Here is a 14,703-nt window from a genome sequence, read left to right as displayed (position 1 = left end):
AACGTGAAGACCAACGCCGCCAGGATCCTCGACAACCTCGGCATCGACTACGAGCTGCGGCCCTACCCGGTCGACGCCGAGCACCTCACGGCGGCCGAGGTCGCAGCCCTGGTCGGCCTGCCGCCCGAGCAGGTGTTCAACACTCATCGCCCGCGGCGACCGCAACGGGGTGTGCCTGGCGGTCGTCCCGGGCGACGGTCACCTCGACCTCAAGGCGCTCGCGCGCGCCAGCGGCGACCGGCGCATCGAGCTGGTCGCCCTGCGCGAGGTGACGCCGCTGACCGGCTACGTCCGCGGCGGGGTCACGGCCCTCGCCGGCAAGAAGGACTACCCGGTCTACCTCGACGAGACCGCGATCCTCTTTGAAAAGATCGCGGTGTCGGCGGGCACGCGCGGGCTGCAGATCGTGCTGCACCCCGACGACTACGTGCGCGCGACCCGGGCGACCCTCTGTCCGCTGGTACAGGGTGCTTGAGCCATGTCCGAAGGGCAATGCCCCTTCGGACATGTCCTTCAGTCGTCGAGCGCGCCGGCCTCGATCCACGCGCGCAGCTTGGCGACCAGCGGGTCGGGCAGCAGGGTCGGGGCGTTGAACGGCATGTGGCGGACGGTCGCGCCGTCGCCGTTCTGCGGCTCGCACTCGGCGACCAGCCGGTACAGCCAGCTCGCCTGCGGGTCCCCGGGGGTGACGAGCGCGTCGGGCGTGTCGGCGACGACCTCGTGGGCGAGCAGGCGGGCGCCGAGGCCCTCGGCGGTCTGCAGGTCGAGGCCGGCGGCCGGCGCCGAGGCGTCGTGGCACGACGAGAAGGTGCAGCTCGGGGTGAAGATCGAGTCGCGCACGCTGGCCAGGGTGGTGGGCGTGTCGGGCGCGGCCGTCGGCGCGCTGTCGATGCAGCTCTTGGTCGGCTCGAGGTCGACGTCGCCCGGGTCGGCCGGCGGCACGTAGAGCGGCCGGGCGATCTCCTCCGGCGTCGGCGGGCCCTGGGCCGGGTTCTTGAACACGGCATAGTTGGCGCACTCGGCCTCGTGCAGCACCACCTCGCCGTCGACGCCGACCAGCTGCGAGCCCTCGCTGACGCGCGACTCGATCATCACGCGCGCGTCGACGAGGCCGAGCATCATGCACATCTCCTGGTCGCCGATGCCGTAGCCGATGTCCTTGCCCAGCCAGTTATTAAAGCCGCAAGCGAAGCGCAGGCCCTCGGCGTCCGACAGGTCGACCGGCGGGTCGAACGCGGCCCCGTTGGCGCCGCCGTTGAAGCCGTCGAGCTTGAACAGGAACTCGCCGTCGCGCGCGCCGCCGAGGACCTGCAGGCCGAAGTACTCCCCGAGGTAGTGGTAGTGCGGGAGCACGTAGTAGAGCTTCATGTCGAACGGCTTGCCGGTCGACTTCTCGAAGGTCGCCTTGAACGAGCAGTTGCCGGTGAAGCGGCTGTGCTTGTTCGCGGGGATCGCCAGGTCGCGGTAGTCGAGGTGCATCGCCGCCAGCACCGCGCCGATGTCGCGCGGGTGGATGATGTCGAGCGCCATCCGCAGCTCGGAGTCGAGGTCGGTGCTGCCGAGGTTGAGCAGATGGGTGCCGGCGATGATCTTGTGCCGCGCGGGGATCTTGATGACCGCGCCCGCCGGCAGCTGCATGACCTCCTGGCGCGACTGGGTCGACTGGGCGAACAGCACCGTGCCCTCGACCGCGGCGGTGATCTCGTTGTAGCTGCGCGAGGCGCAGTCCCAGAACCCGTCCTCGCCCGGGAACACCTCCTCCGGCACCGCGAACCAGTTGCTGTGGTGGAACCCGCCGTCGTTGACCAGCGTCACCGCGTTGACGTAGATCGCCTCGTCGTTGTGCAGCGTCCACTGCACGCACGGCTCGATCTCGAGGTACGGCGTCATCAAGTAGCTGCCGAAGCTGTGGACCACCGTCGCGGTCTCGGTCGCCGGCTCGCCGGTGGTCGACGTCGGCGGCTCGCCGGTGGTGCCGGTCGCCGCCCCGGAGGTGGTCCCGCTGGTGGAACCATCGCTGTCCGAAGAACCAGGTTGTGGACGACAGGCGCACGCGAGGGCGAGGACGACGAGCGAGCGACGGGTCATGGCAGTACTCAGTATTCTCGGCGCCGGCGTTGATCCACGCGCGGATCAGCGCGACGGCGCCGTCGGTGAGCAGGGTGGGCGCGTTGTAGGGCATGTGCCGGACGGTCTGGCCTTCGCTGTCGGTCGGGTCACAGCGCGAGACGATGCGGTACAGCCAGCTGCCCTCGGCGTCGCCGGGAGCGACGAGCGGGACGTCGACCCGGGCCGCGACCTCGTGCGCGAGCAAGCGCTCGTGCAGGCCCGGCGACTGCAAGTCGAGGCCGGCCGCGGGCTGCTTGGCGTCGTGGCACGACGAGAACACGCAGCCCGGTGCGAAGATGGCGCCGGAGATGTCCCGCAGGCTCGGCGCGCCCTTCGACGGCACGCTCGGATCGGCGTCGACGCACTGCTTGAGCGGCTCGAGGTCGACGTCGCCCGCGGCGCCCGGCGGGACGTACAGCGGCGCGGCCTTCTCCTCCGCGGTGGGCTCGGTCTGGGCGCCGTTCTCGGGAACGCGAGCACCTGACACGGGCCCTCGTGGAGCAGCACGTCGCCCTCGACGCCGGTCGGCTTCGAGTTGACGAGGACGCTGACGTCCATGATCGCGCGGCTGTCGGCGAGGCCGAGCATGACGCACATCTCCTGGTCGCCGATGCCCCAGCCGATCGACACGTCGCGCCAGTTGTCGAAGCCGCACGAGAAGCGCAGGCCCTCGCTGCCGTCGAGGGCGAGCGGCGGGTCGAACGCCTTGCCGCCGGCGTCGGCGTTGAAGCCGGTCTTCTCGAACACGACCTCGCTGTTGCCGTCGGCGTCGAACGTCTCGAGGCGGAACTGGTCGCCGAGGTAATGCGTGTGCGGCAAGACGTGGTAGAGCTTGAGGTCGAACTCGCCGCCGACGGCGCCGACGTAGGGCCCGCGGATCTTGCAAGTCCCGGTGAAGCGGCTGCGCCGGTTCGGCGGGATGTCGAGGTCGTAGTAGGTCAGGCGGAACGGGGCGACCAGGACCTCGACGTCGCGCGGGTGGATGATGTCGAGGGCCATGCGCAGCTCGGTCTCGATGGCGACGCTGGCGAGGTTGAGCAGGTGGACGCCGGCGATGATCTTGTGGCGCGGGGGGATCTTGATGACCACGCCCGGCGGGAGCTGCTGGACCTCGCTGCGCGACTGGGTCGACTGGGCGAACACGACGGTGCCCGAGAGCGCGGCGTCGAGCTCGGAGTAGCCGCGGTCGGAACAGCGGAAGAACCCGTCCTCGCCCGTGAACTTGTCCTCCGGGACCGTCAGCCAGTTGCTGTGGTGGAAGCCGCCGTCGTTGACCAGCGTGACCGCGTTGACGTACAGCGGCTGATCGTTGTGCAGCGTCCACTGCACGCACGGCTCGGTCTCCTCGAAGGCCGCGAGCGTGGTGAGCCCGTAGGTGTGGACCAGCGTGGCCCGCGAGCCGTCGTCCGGCTCGCCGCCGCTCGCGGTCCCGGTGTCGCCGGTGGTCTCGGTCGCGGCCGGGTTCTCGGATGTCCGACAGGACAGGCTCGCAGCGACGAAGCCCGCCGCGGCCGTGCGCGCCAGCGCGTGCATGTACAATGCCTCCAGGACCGGCCCGGGCCGCCCCACGGCAAAATATCATCGCCCCCGCCGCCGGGCTACGAAGACCTGCGCGCGGCCGTCTGGGACGCCAACACCGCGTCGATCGCCGCCTCCAACCGGGGCACCACCAGCGCCTCGAAGCGACCCCGCACCGCCGGGTCACCGAAACACCAGTAAGCCACCAGCGCCTCGAGGCCGGTCGCCGCGCGGTAAGCCCGCACGTCCCGCACGCCGCGGCCGGAGGCCTTGAGATTGACGTTGCGGCCGCGCCGCACGACCCCGGCCTCGTCGTCGTCGAGCTCGGGCTCGATGGCCGCGAGCAGCTCGGCCTGCGCCTCGGCGCAGACGATGCGGGCCTTGATGGCGTGGAGCCGGTCGGTCGGGTAGTCGCCCCGCCGCGCCAGCCGAAGTCGGACCTCCCGCTCGAACTCGGCGTCGCCGAGCCAGGCGAGGGTGCGGATCGATCTGCCGCGCAGGTCCATGGCGCGGCGCAGGATAGTCCAGAGGCGCGCATACCCGCGCGTGAGCCCGTGCACGTGCGAACCGCGGGTCGGCGTCGGTGACGCTGCCGGGCAGCGCTATGCTCCGGCCGCCCATGGCCGAGCGCCCCCGCTTCTCCTCCCGGTATCTGGCGTACGCGCTCGCGGTCGTGTTCTTCGCCAACTTCCTCAACTACGCCGACCGCCAGGTGGTGAGCGCGCTCGAGGTCGAGATCAAGGGCGCCTTCGCCATGGACAAGGCGGAGTTCGGCATGCTGTGGTCGGCGTTCACGCTCGGCTACATGGTGTTCGCGCCGCTGATCGGCTACTGGGCCGGACGCTACCGCCGCACCATGATCTTCGCCGCGTGCGTGTTCATCTGGTCGCTGGCGACGATCGGCTCGGGCCTGGCGACCGGCAAGACGGGGCTGTTCCTGTCGCGCTTCCTGATCGGCGTCGGCGAGGCCGGCTGCCTCGTCATCGGCCCGACGCTGGTCGCCGACTACTTCTCGGACCGCGTCCGCGGCCGCGCGCTGGCGCTGTTCTTCCTCGGCATGCCGCTCGGCGGCACCGCCGGATACCTGATCGGCGGCCTCGTCACGCACTACTCCGGGAGCTGGCAGAACGCGTTCTTCGTGGCCGGCGCGCCGGGGCTGCTGGTCGCGATCCTGATCGCCATGCTCGCCGAGCCGCCGCGCGCCGGACAGTCCGGGACAGGTCCCGAAGAACATGTCTCGGGGGTCAAGTCGTACCTGGCCCTGCTGCGCAACAAGACGCTGATGCTGATCATCCTCGCGCAGGCGTTCGCGGTGATGATCCTGGTGCCGATCCTCCACTACAGCATCGAGTTCTTCCAGAAAGAGCGCGGCATGACGAAGGTCGAGGCGTCGCTGGCGCTCGGGGTGATCGGCCTGGTCGGCGGCCTCATCGGCTCGGGCCTGGCCGGCCTGCTCGGCGACCGCCTGGCCCGCCGCACCCGCGGCGCCTACGCCCTGCTCGCCGGCATCGCCTACGCGCTGGCGCTGCCGGCCTTCTTCATCGGCTTCTCGACCGAGAGCCGGGCGATCTTCCTGCCCGCGCTCGGCGTCGGCGCGACCTGCCTGTTCCTGTGCATGCCGTCGGTCAACACCCAGATCGCCAACGTCGTGCCCGGCACGCAGCGGGCGATGGCCTACGCGCTGGCGGTGTTCATCCTGCACTTCCTCGGCGACATGGCCGCGCCGCCGCTGTTCGGCAAGGTCGCCGACATCTACGGCTCGCAGCAGACGTTCCTCGTGACGTCGTCGACGCTGATCCTCGCCGCGACCTGCTGCTTCATCGCAGTGCGCACGGCCGAGAAGGACATCAAGAAGTTCGTCGAGGGCCAGCCCTAGCGAATCATCGCTGCCCACAAGGACATGTCCTTATGTCCTTGTGGGCCGCAGGCCGGGCGCGACCGACCGGCTTTGCCGGCGCCCGCGCGGGCCCTCGCAGTGTCCGTCCCTCAGCTATCTACTTCGCGCTGCTTCTGCGCATCATCGATGCTAGCAACCGCGCGCGGCAGCGACAAGCCGCGGCGGGACCCCATGTGGCCTTTGCGACAGGCGACGTACGGCGTCAACCGTCGTAGCTCTCGTCGCCGATCGTGGCCTTGAGCGCACCGGTTGCGGCGTCGTACACCTCGACGGAGCTCATGCGCACCAGGAAGACGTGGTTCGCGCTGGCCTCGATGCCGCGCAACCAGTCGACCGCGAAAATGCTGCGCAGCTTGTTGTCCCACAGGCGATCGCCGGTCTTCGCGTCGAAGGCGACGAGGTGCCAGTGCTCGGGGCCCTCGCCGTAGGTGCCGAAGTAGCGACCCCCGGCCAAAATGTCCTGTTCGTTGTCGCGCTCGCGCACGGAGGCGAGGTCGACCGCGGGCACCGGGCTCTTCCACCGGACCTCGCGCGACGCGGGGTCGAAGCCGAAGACCATCGGATAGGCGGTGCCCGGCGACTTCACGCCGCGCGCGACCCCCAGCGTGCCGTCGAGGTGCACGCCCGAGACTTCGATGCCCTCGACCTTCGGCGCGCGACGCAGCCGCTCGCCCGTCGACAGCGACGGGTCTCCGCCGCGCGGGGCCCATACGTTCTTCGCGTCGCAGGCCTTCGGCAGCTTCTCCTCCTTGAGCGCCGGCGTGGCCACGTCGACCATGAACTGGCGCCGGTCGACCAGCGCGAGGTACAGGCGCGGGCTCTCGGCTGTCTCATCGAGCAGGCAGAAGCGCTCGGCGCGATCGGTCAGCGCCATCTCCTGCACCGACTTGCCGCTGGCCAGGTCGAACGCCTTGAGCTTGCCGCGGAAGTCGGTCACGAAGAGGCGCTCGCCGACCACGCTGAAGTGGGTCGCGCGGTAGGCCTCGCCGTAGCTGCCGAACGGGCCGACGCGGTAGCGCTCCTTGCCGTCGTCGGCCGCGAACACGGCGACGTGCAGCTGGTCGTCGGGGCGCACGCGCAGGCGCCCGAGGACGTGCTCCTTGCCTTCGATGGTCACGACGATCGGCGGGCCGCCGACCTCGTCCCACATGAAGTCGGCCTCGTTGCGCATCGGGTCGGCCTTGACCGGCGGGCCGCCGATCGTCGGCGTCTGGGCCGGCGCGCCCGGGGTCGTCGGCACCAGCGCCTGCGTGACCGAGGTCGAGGTCGCCGGCGACATCGCGAGATACGAGGTGACGACGCCGAGCACCGTCATCGTCGCCACGCCGGTGACCAGCGCGCCGACGACCTTCGGGGCCGCCTGGGCGCCGGCGTGGATGTGCTGCGGCTGCACCGCGGTGGTGCGCGGCAGGTCGAAGTTGGCGCCGCAGTACTGACAACGAGCGCGGCGCTTGCTGTCGTCGGGCTGGAGCTTGGCGCCGCAGTTGGGGCAGTCGAAGCTGATGACGGCCATGCGGCGACGACGGTACTACGACTCGCCGCGCGGGGGCGCACTCGCTGCGGCCCCGCCCTCGCTGAGGGCCTCGTGGATCCGCTGCGCCAGCGCTGCGCCCACGCCTTTCACCTCCGTCAACCGCGCCGGCGCCGCGTTGCGGATCTCCGCGACCGTGCCGAAGTGCTGGATGAGCGCCTTCTTCAGCGCCGGGCCGACGCCGGGGATGTCGTCGAGGGCGCTGTGGAGGGCCCGCTTGCCGCGGCGCTTGCGGTGGTGGGTGATCGCGAAGCGGTGGGCCTCGTCGCGGATCTGCGTCATCAAGTACAGCTCGGAGCTGCCGGGGCGCAGGCGGATCGCATCCTTCGCGCCGGGCACGAACACGCGTTCCGGCTTGACCTCCCACTCCTCGGGGTCGTCGTCGGGCGTGCGCACGACGAAGTCCTGGTAGCTCTGGCCCGGGCGCTGCGGCGCGTCGGGGTCGGGCTCCACCGGCGTCGGCGCGTCCTCGGCCGTGAGCGTGCCCGCGGCGTCGAGCGCGGCCGCGGCGTCGGCGTAGGTCTTGAAGGTGCGCAGCCGCTGCAGCGCCGCCTTGCCGCGCCCCAGGCCCTGGCGCCGCTCCTTGGCCAGCGAGACGACGTCGACCCCGCCCTCGCCGATCGGCACCCCGAGGTCGTGCAGCGCGGCGATCACCCGCCCGAGCTGGCCCTTGCCGCCGTCGATGACCAGCAGGTCGGGCAGCGCCCAGGTGTTCTCGACGACCTCGTCGAGCGCGTCGATCGTCGCCTCGGCCTCGACCTCGGCCTCAGCGGATTCATCTGCCTCTTCGGACATGTCCTCACCGACATTCGCGCGCTTGAGCCGGCGGCCGAGCACCTCGTACATGCTGCGGAAGTCGTCGTTCTGGCGGTCGCCCTGGGCCAGGCCGCCGAGGCCCTTGATCTTGAAGCTGCGGTAGCGCTTCTTGGCCGGGGCGCCGTCGACGAACACGACCATCGACGCGACGGTGTCCTGGCCCTGGATGTGGCTGATGTCGTAGCACTCGATCACGCGCGGCAGGCGGGTGAGGCCGAGGCGCTGCTGCAGGGTGCGCAGCGCCTGCTCGCTGTCCTCGGCGCGGTTGCGGCGCGAGGTGAAGTTGGAGGCGGCGTTGCGCTGGGCCAGGAGCAGCAGCTTCTTGCGGTCGCCGCGCTCGGGCACGAGGAGCGCGACCTTGCGGCCGCTGTGCTCGCGCAGCCACGCCTTGAGCGGCGCCTCGTCGTCGTCGAGCAGCTCGGCGGGCAGGAGGATCTCGTCGGGGATCGTCGGCGCGTCGTCGTAGTAGGCGACGAGGAAGCTGCCGAGCACGTCGGGGTCGGGCAGCTCCATGCCGCGGGCCGAGAAGGTGCGCGTGCCGAGCAGCTTGCCCTGGCGCACGTGCATGACCACGAACTCGACCTGGCCGCCCTCGCGGTACATGCCGACGACGTCCTGGTCGAGCGCGGCCGAGCCGACCACCTGCTGGCGCTCGAGGCTGGTGCTGATCGCCGACAGCTGGTCGCGCAGGCGCGCGGCGGTCTCGAACTCGAGCGCGCCGGCGGCGTCCTCCATCTGCGTGGTGAGGCCGGCCACCAGCTCCTTGTGCCTGCCCTCGAGGAACAGGCCGACGCCCTTGACCTGCAGGCCGTAGGCGTCGCGGTCGACGGGGTAGACGCACGGCGCCGGGCAGCGGCCGATCTGGTGCTGCAGGCACGGGCGCTTGCGGTGCGTCAGGGTGTAGTCGGTGCAGGTCCGCAGCTTGAAGTAGCGGTTGACGACCTTGAGCGTGTGGCGGGCGCTCTGGGCCGAGTGGTACGGGCCGAAGTAGCGGGCGCCGTCCTGACGCATGCGCCGGACCAGCTCGAGCCGCGGCCACTTGGCCTTGGGGTCGAGGCGCAGGACCAGGAACTGCTTGTCGTCGCGCAGCTTGACGTTGAAGCGCGGCTTGTACTTTTTGATGAGGTTGTTCTCGAGCAGCAGCGCCTCCTTGTCGTTGGAGGTCACCACCGTCTCGATGTCGCCGAGCGTGTGCGCCAGGTAGGGCACGAACAGCCGCGGGTCGGTGCCGTTGAAGTACTGCCGCACGCGCGCGCGCAGCCGCTTGGCCTTGCCGACGTAGACCACGTCGCCCTTGCGGTCGCGCATGATGTAGACGCCGGGCAGGTCGGGCAGGCGCTCGACGATCTCCGCCAGCTCCTCGGCCGTGCCCGCGCGCGGCTGCCACTCGGCGTCGGCCTGGATCGCCGCCAGCGCCTCGGTCCGCGCCGAGCCGACGAACCGCCCCGGCGCGTCGAGGTCGCCCGCGCCGCCGTCGGCGACCTCGAAGCTCTCGAGCACGTCCTCGGTCTCGGGGGTGTACGCCTCGGTCGACGGCGCCTTCGGGGCGTCGTCGGAATATGGCTTTTGGGACATGGCCTCAGGAGCCTGTCCCGCAGCGCCTGCTGCCTGGGACATGTCCTCGGGGGCCTGTCCCAAGCACCTTCAGCCGGAGGACCGGCGGGGGGCGGCGGCGCGGCGGCGGGGGAGGCGGAGGGTTTGTGCGGGGGTCGTCCTTGACGCGCGGCCATGGGCCATCTCAGCCGAAGAGGTGCGAGAACAGGTCGTTGCGGATGGTGACCCAGAGGATGAGGCCGAGCAGGGCCAGCATGCCGATGCCGTGGACGGTCTCCTCGATGCGCGGGGTGACGCGCCGGCGAGTCACGGCCTCCCACAGGAGGAAGACGAAGCGGCCGCCGTCGAGGGCGGGCAGCGGGAGCAGGTTGAACAGGCCGAGCAGGGTGCTCATCTTGATGGCGATCTCGAGGAAGGCCTCGATGCCGCGCTCGGCCGACTTGGCGATCTCGCGGACGATGCCGACCGGGCCGCTCATCTTGCCCTCGATGCGACCGGTGACCCACTTGCCGAGCGCGTCGAGCTGGAAGGCGCTGAACTTGATCGGGAACAGGACGGCGGTCTTGGCGGCGATGCCGACCGGGTGGGTCTCACGCGTGACGTCGCCAGGCGACATCTGGATGCCGATCTTGCCCTCGGCGGTCAGCGGCAGGTCGAGCGCGACCTCCTGGCCGTCGCGGCGCACGACCATCGCCACGGTCTCGCCCTTGTGCGCGGCGGTGGTGGCGAGGATCTTGTCCTGCGTGCCGCGACCGGTGACATCCTCGCCGGCGATCTTGTACAGCTCGTCGCCGGGCAGAAGGCCCGCGGTCTGGGCCGCCGGCTCGACGACGTTGTCGACGCGCATCGACAGCGGGACCTCGTTGCCGATCATGGTCAGGGCGACGAAGCCGAGCACCATCGCGGTGAGGTAGTTGGCCAGCGGACCGCCGAGGATGGCGAGCATGCGGGCCCAGATCGGGCGGTTGCGATAAAGGGTGGGATCGTTCGGGTCGTGCTGGGGGACCTCGCCGGGGCGCCCGCCCTCGGCCACCGCGAGCGAGGGGGCGTCGTCGGCCTCCATGCCGACGATGTGCACGTAGGCGCCGAAGGGGATCGCGCTGATGACGAACTCGGTGCCGCGCCACACGCCGAGCCGCGCGACCACCGGACCGATGCCGAACACGCTGAAGCGGTCGACCTTCATGCCGGTGGCGACCGCGCAGATGTAGTGCCCGAACTCGTGAACGATGATTAAAAGCGAGAGCGCGACGATGGCGAGGATTGTGGCCACCGCGGGACTATAGCAGCGGGCGAGCTCAGGTCCCGAGCGGGCGGTCGAGCTGGCTCAAACCGACCCAACCCAGGCGCTGGCGCACGAACAGCGCGGCGCGTTCGGCGACGCCGCGGTCGGGCGCGGGGCTCCACGCCGCCCGCTGACCCCGTGCCGCGAGCTCGTGTTCGACGGCCTGCTGGGCCGAAACGAGCCCACCGGCGAGGTGGCCGAGCACCTGCGCGCCGAGCTTGGCCTCGACCGCGAGGATCTCCCCCGGCACGATCGCGGCCCGCTTGCCGCTCTCCAGCTGATTCAAGCCCCAGGTCATGAGCTGGGGGTCGACGACGCGGTCGACCAGCAACCAGCGATCGCCGCGGGCCGCCCGCGCCGCCTCGATCACCGCCATGCCTTGACGCACGTCTTGCAGGATCCGCAGCTCGGGGATCCGCGCGTGCAGGACGCTCAGCAGGCTGAGCGTGTTGTCGACGGAGGTCTGGTCGACCGCCAGCAGCTCGAACGGCCGCCCCTTGGCCCCGAGACTCCGCACCACGTCGACAGCCCGCCGCACCATCTGGGTCACGGCCGGTTCACGGTTCCGTAGCAAGAGGATGACGCTGAGCGACAACTGCATGGCGGCGTACGTGGGGAGTACTCCTCACTATGCCCGGTAATAGTCCCGAACGCCGCTCATCGTCAACAAATCACCGGTTGGCGGCCAGGCGGACGCGGAAGAATCAGGGATCGCGGCGTCCCCACTCGGGGGCGGAGCGGTGTACTTCAGGGCGGGCCCGAGTCGCGACGATCTCGGCAGCGTCGCCCGAGCCCAAACTATCGTGCGCAAAGTCAAGCGTCCGAGCGCACTTTGCCGCTACGCCGCGTCCGAGCGCGCGCAGGGGTCGCCACGGCGACACGACGGGCTCGACTTTCTTCGCGGCACCTGCAAACAGGCAGCCGCACCGAGCGACCTCCCCGCGGGGGCAGTTTCGCGTATCATCCGCGCGCCGCTCGTGATTGCCCCTCACGGGCCTCGTGCGACCACAGGAAGAACCAGAGCAATCTCATGGCTGGCGTCAACAAAGCCATCGTCCTCGGCCGCCTCGGCCGCGACCCGGAGCTCCGCTACATGCAGAACGGGCAGCCGGTCTGCAAGCTCAACGTCGCGACCTCGCGCAAGTACCAGAACAAGAACAACGAGATGGTCGAGGAGACCGAGTGGCACCGGATCACGGTGTGGGGCAAGCAGGCCGAGCACTGCAACAACTTCCTCACCAAGGGCCGCGAGGTCTACGTCGAAGGCCGCCTGCGCACCTCTTCGTACGAAAAAGAGGGCCAGAAGCACTACACGACCGAGATCGTGGCCGACACGGTCCAGTTCCTCGGCGGCCGCGGTGAAGGCGGCGGCGGCGGTGGTGGTGAGGGCGGCGGCGGTGGCGGCGGCTTCGGTGGCGGCGGCGGCGGTGGTAGCCGCGGCGGCGGCGGTGGCGGTTACAACCGCGGCGGTGCCGGCGGCGGTGGAAATCGCGGCGGCGGCGGCGGCGGGTACAACCGCGGCGGCGGCGGTGCCGGCGGCTTCGGCGGCGGTGGTGGCGGTGGTGGCGGCGGCGGCTTCGACGACGACGGCGGCGGCGGTGCCGGGCCGGGCAACGAGCCGTACGACAACAACTACATGCCGTCCGACCCGGGCGACGACGACATCCCGTTCTGAGCCGCCGCAGCGGGCGGAGCTGGCCGCGAGGACCTGGCGCGAGGAGCATGTCTCGCGTGCCAGGTCCCGAGGGACATGTCTACAAAGACTGCCGAGGCCTGCCTGAAGATCTCGGTGGTCTGAGGCCGCGAACTCTCGACCTGTTCAGAGAGTATCCGCCGCCGAACGGCGCGGTTGCGCGCGGGGCACGGCTGCGCTCGAGTCGAGACCGCGGGCTCATCGCGACGCTGCGGCCGAACCTCGCGCGTGTTCGCGCCGACCTCGTGACTCGGCCCCTCGGAGGGTCGCGCGATCGCGCGCTCATGGCCTTCTTCGCTCGGGCATGAGCGACAGGTGCCGAGTGCAGGTCTCAGCGCGGGTCACCGAGCGGCTTCTGCGACGCGTCACAGAGGCATGCCTCAGAACATGTCTCGAAGGACATCTTCGGAGCAACGGCCGGGACGGCGCGGGCTCGGCTCCCAGTCGGAGCCCGGACTGCGCCCGGGGCAGCGCGGTCGGGCGGCGCGGACCCGACTTCGGCCGTAGCCCGGGTTGCCGGTGCTCGTCGCGCGCGGCACGTACACATGTCCCGAAGGACATGTTGATCGCAGCGTCAGGGCAGCACGGTGAGGCGGCGCGGGCCCGGCTTCGTGGGCTGGGGCAGGTCGGGCACGGCGACCTCGTCGGGCTCGCCGCGCGCGAGCAGGCGGGGGTCGAGCAGGTGCGAGGGCGCCACGTTCTTGAGCGCGCTCAGCATCACCGAGCGGACGTCGGGGTTGTCCTGCTCGAGCTGGGTGATGAGGGCGGACATCTTGTCGCGGCGGAGGTTGTCCTGCGAGCCGCACAGGTTGCACGGGAGGATCGGGTAGCCGGCCTCGCTCGCGTGCGCGGCGATGTCGGCCTCGGCGCACTCGATGAGCGGGCGAATCACGCGGAATCGGCCGTCGTCGGTGGTGTAGCCGGCGGGCATCGCCTGCAAGCGACCGGCGTAGAACAGGTTGAGCAGCAGCGTCTCGAGGCTGTCGTCGCGGTGATGGCCGAGCGCGATCTTGTTACACCCGAGCCGCTCCGCCGCGGTGTACAGGATCCCCCGCCGCAGCCGCGAGCACATCGAGCAGAACGCCTTGCCCGCGGGCGTGTGGGCCACCACCGGCGTGTACGTGTCCTCGCGCAAGATCTCGAACGGCGCCCCGAAGCGCTCGAGCCAGCGGCGCAGCGGCGCCCCGTCGTAGCCGGGCTGCACCTGGTCGAGGTGGACCGCCACCACGTCGAAGCGGAACGGCGCCCGCGCCTTCGCCTCCCACAACAAGTCGAGCAGCGTGTAGCTGTCCTTGCCGCCGGAGACCGCCACCATCACGCGGTCGCCGGCGCCGATCAGCTCGTAGCTGGCGATCGTCTTGACCATCGCGCGCGCGAGCAGGCGGCGCCGCGAGGACCGGCCGCTCGGCGGGAGCTCGGGGGACAAAGGCGCCGATGAGACGGCGCTCGTGTCCTGCGACGAGTCGGTCATGAGCTGGTGAGGGTGAGGCGCCTTGGGCGTGGCCGCGGCGTTGTCGTCGGTCGAGTCGGTCACGAGCCGATGAGGGTGAGGGTGAGGCGGCGGCGGTGGGCCGCGTGGCGGTGCTCCCACAGGTAGATGCCCTGCCAGGTGCCGAGGGCGCAGCGGCCGGCCTGCACGGGGATCGACAGCGACGTCTGGGTCAGCGCGCTGCGGACGTGGGCGGGCATGTCGTCGGGGCCTTCGGCGTCGTGGCGGAACAGCGGGTCGCCGTCGGGCGCGAGGCGGTGGAACAGGCGCTCGAGGTCGCGGTGGACCTCGGGGTCGGCGTTCTCGGTGATCAGCAGCGAGGCGCTGGTGTGGTGGATGAACACGGTGACGAGGCCGTGGCGCAGCTTGCTGTCGCGCACGAACGCCTGCACCTCGGGGGTGACGTCGACGAGGCCGCGCCCGCGGGTGGCGACCTCGAGCTCGTGGGATGCGAGCGACAGCGTCATTTCTGGTGCTTCGCCTTCCACTCGCTGTACGGCATGCCGTAGACGCGCTCGCGCGCCTCGTCCTGCGTCAGCGGGATGCTCCGCTCGGTCGCGGCCTCCTGGTACCAGCGCGACAGGCAGTTGCGGCAGAAGCCGGCGAGGTTCATCAGGTCGATGTTCTGCACGTCGGTCCGCTCGCGCAGGTGCGCGACCAGGCTGCGGAACGCGGCCGCCTCGAGTTGCTCGGTCTGCTCCGGGGTCAGGCGCTCGCTCGTCATGACATGTCCTCTCGTACAGGGTACATCGTGCATGTCCCGGGGGCCATGTCTCGGGAGACATGACCGATCGACCAGGACCGCACGGGT

At 70.7% G+C, this 14,703-nt stretch carries 12 protein-coding genes and 1 pseudogene; 3 read left to right on the top strand and 10 right to left on the bottom strand.

The window, feature by feature from the left end; all coding sequences use genetic code 11:
• Nucleotides 1-3 precede the first annotated feature (3 nt).
• Nucleotides 4-475: pseudogene (gene ybaK / locus OV079_RS38170) on the top strand (Cys-tRNA(Pro) deacylase).
• 38 nt (nucleotides 476-513) lie between these two features.
• Here ybaK and OV079_RS38165 read toward each other — a convergent pair.
• From OV079_RS38165 to OV079_RS38155, 3 genes are all read right to left on the bottom strand, one after another.
• Nucleotides 514-2,088, bottom strand: coding sequence for a Rossmann-fold NAD(P)-binding domain-containing protein (locus OV079_RS38165; protein WP_267774534.1), 1,575 nt, complete (start codon nucleotides 2,086-2,088; stop codon nucleotides 514-516).
• A 45-nt stretch (nucleotides 2,089-2,133) separates the two neighbouring features.
• The gene (locus tag OV079_RS38160) at nucleotides 2,134-3,642 is read right to left on the bottom strand and encodes a hypothetical protein (protein ID WP_267774533.1); all 1,509 of its coding nucleotides are present in this window, start codon (nucleotides 3,640-3,642) and stop codon (nucleotides 2,134-2,136) included.
• Nucleotides 3,643-3,707: 65 nt separating this feature from the next.
• The gene (locus OV079_RS38155; RefSeq protein ID WP_267774532.1) at nucleotides 3,708-4,133 is read right to left on the bottom strand and encodes a ribonuclease III domain-containing protein; all 426 of its coding nucleotides are present in this window, start codon (nucleotides 4,131-4,133) and stop codon (nucleotides 3,708-3,710) included.
• Nucleotides 4,134-4,246: 113 nt separating this feature from the next.
• On the opposite strand from OV079_RS38155, the gene OV079_RS38150 reads away from it, so the two are divergent.
• Entirely contained in the window at nucleotides 4,247-5,503 is a 1,257-nt protein-coding gene (locus OV079_RS38150) for a spinster family MFS transporter (RefSeq protein WP_267706243.1), read from the top strand.
• Between the two features lie 223 nt (nucleotides 5,504-5,726).
• Here the strand turns inward: OV079_RS38150 and OV079_RS38145 are convergent, their stop codons facing one another.
• From OV079_RS38145 to OV079_RS38130, 4 genes are all read right to left on the bottom strand, one after another.
• A complete protein-coding gene (locus OV079_RS38145; RefSeq protein WP_267774531.1) occupies nucleotides 5,727-7,037 on the bottom strand; it encodes a hypothetical protein in 1,311 nt (436 codons plus the stop codon).
• 15 nt (nucleotides 7,038-7,052) lie between these two features.
• Nucleotides 7,053-9,446, bottom strand: a complete 2,394-nt coding sequence (gene uvrC, locus OV079_RS38140) for an excinuclease ABC subunit UvrC (protein ID WP_267774529.1) — start codon at nucleotides 9,444-9,446, stop codon at nucleotides 7,053-7,055.
• A gap of 163 nt (nucleotides 9,447-9,609) precedes the next feature.
• Entirely contained in the window at nucleotides 9,610-10,698 is a 1,089-nt protein-coding gene (locus tag OV079_RS38135; protein ID WP_267774528.1) for a M50 family metallopeptidase, read from the bottom strand.
• A 25-nt stretch (nucleotides 10,699-10,723) separates the two neighbouring features.
• Entirely contained in the window at nucleotides 10,724-11,311 is a 588-nt protein-coding gene (locus OV079_RS38130; protein ID WP_267774527.1) for a glycosyltransferase family protein, read from the bottom strand.
• A gap of 429 nt (nucleotides 11,312-11,740) precedes the next feature.
• On the opposite strand from OV079_RS38130, the gene OV079_RS38125 reads away from it, so the two are divergent.
• Nucleotides 11,741-12,385, top strand: a complete 645-nt coding sequence (locus OV079_RS38125) for a single-stranded DNA-binding protein (RefSeq protein ID WP_267774526.1) — start codon at nucleotides 11,741-11,743, stop codon at nucleotides 12,383-12,385.
• Nucleotides 12,386-12,977: 592 nt separating this feature from the next.
• Here OV079_RS38125 and ttcA read toward each other — a convergent pair.
• Genes ttcA through OV079_RS38110 form a run of 3 tightly spaced genes read right to left on the bottom strand, consistent with a single transcriptional unit; the run spans nucleotide 12,978 to nucleotide 14,601 of the window.
• A complete protein-coding gene (gene ttcA, locus OV079_RS38120; protein ID WP_267774525.1) occupies nucleotides 12,978-13,937 on the bottom strand; it encodes a tRNA 2-thiocytidine(32) synthetase TtcA in 960 nt (319 codons plus the stop codon).
• Nucleotides 13,934-14,359 (bottom strand): secondary thiamine-phosphate synthase enzyme YjbQ, encoded by a 426-nt coding sequence (locus OV079_RS38115; RefSeq protein WP_267774524.1) that lies wholly within the window; start codon nucleotides 14,357-14,359, stop codon nucleotides 13,934-13,936. The genes ttcA and OV079_RS38115 overlap by 4 nt, the downstream gene beginning before the upstream one ends.
• On the bottom strand, nucleotides 14,356-14,601 hold the full coding sequence (locus OV079_RS38110) for a DUF1244 domain-containing protein (RefSeq protein ID WP_346660396.1): 246 nt from the start codon (nucleotides 14,599-14,601) through the stop codon (nucleotides 14,356-14,358). Before OV079_RS38110 ends, OV079_RS38115 begins: the two co-directional genes overlap by 4 nt.
• Nucleotides 14,602-14,703: the final 102 nt, after the last annotated feature.

This window comes from Nannocystis pusilla (assembly GCF_026626665.1).
Taxonomy (GTDB): Bacteria; Myxococcota_A; Polyangia; order Nannocystales; family Nannocystaceae; genus Nannocystis; species Nannocystis pusilla.
Note: the sequence above shows the minus strand (reverse complement) of the source record. Positions and strands in the feature narration are given on the sequence as shown.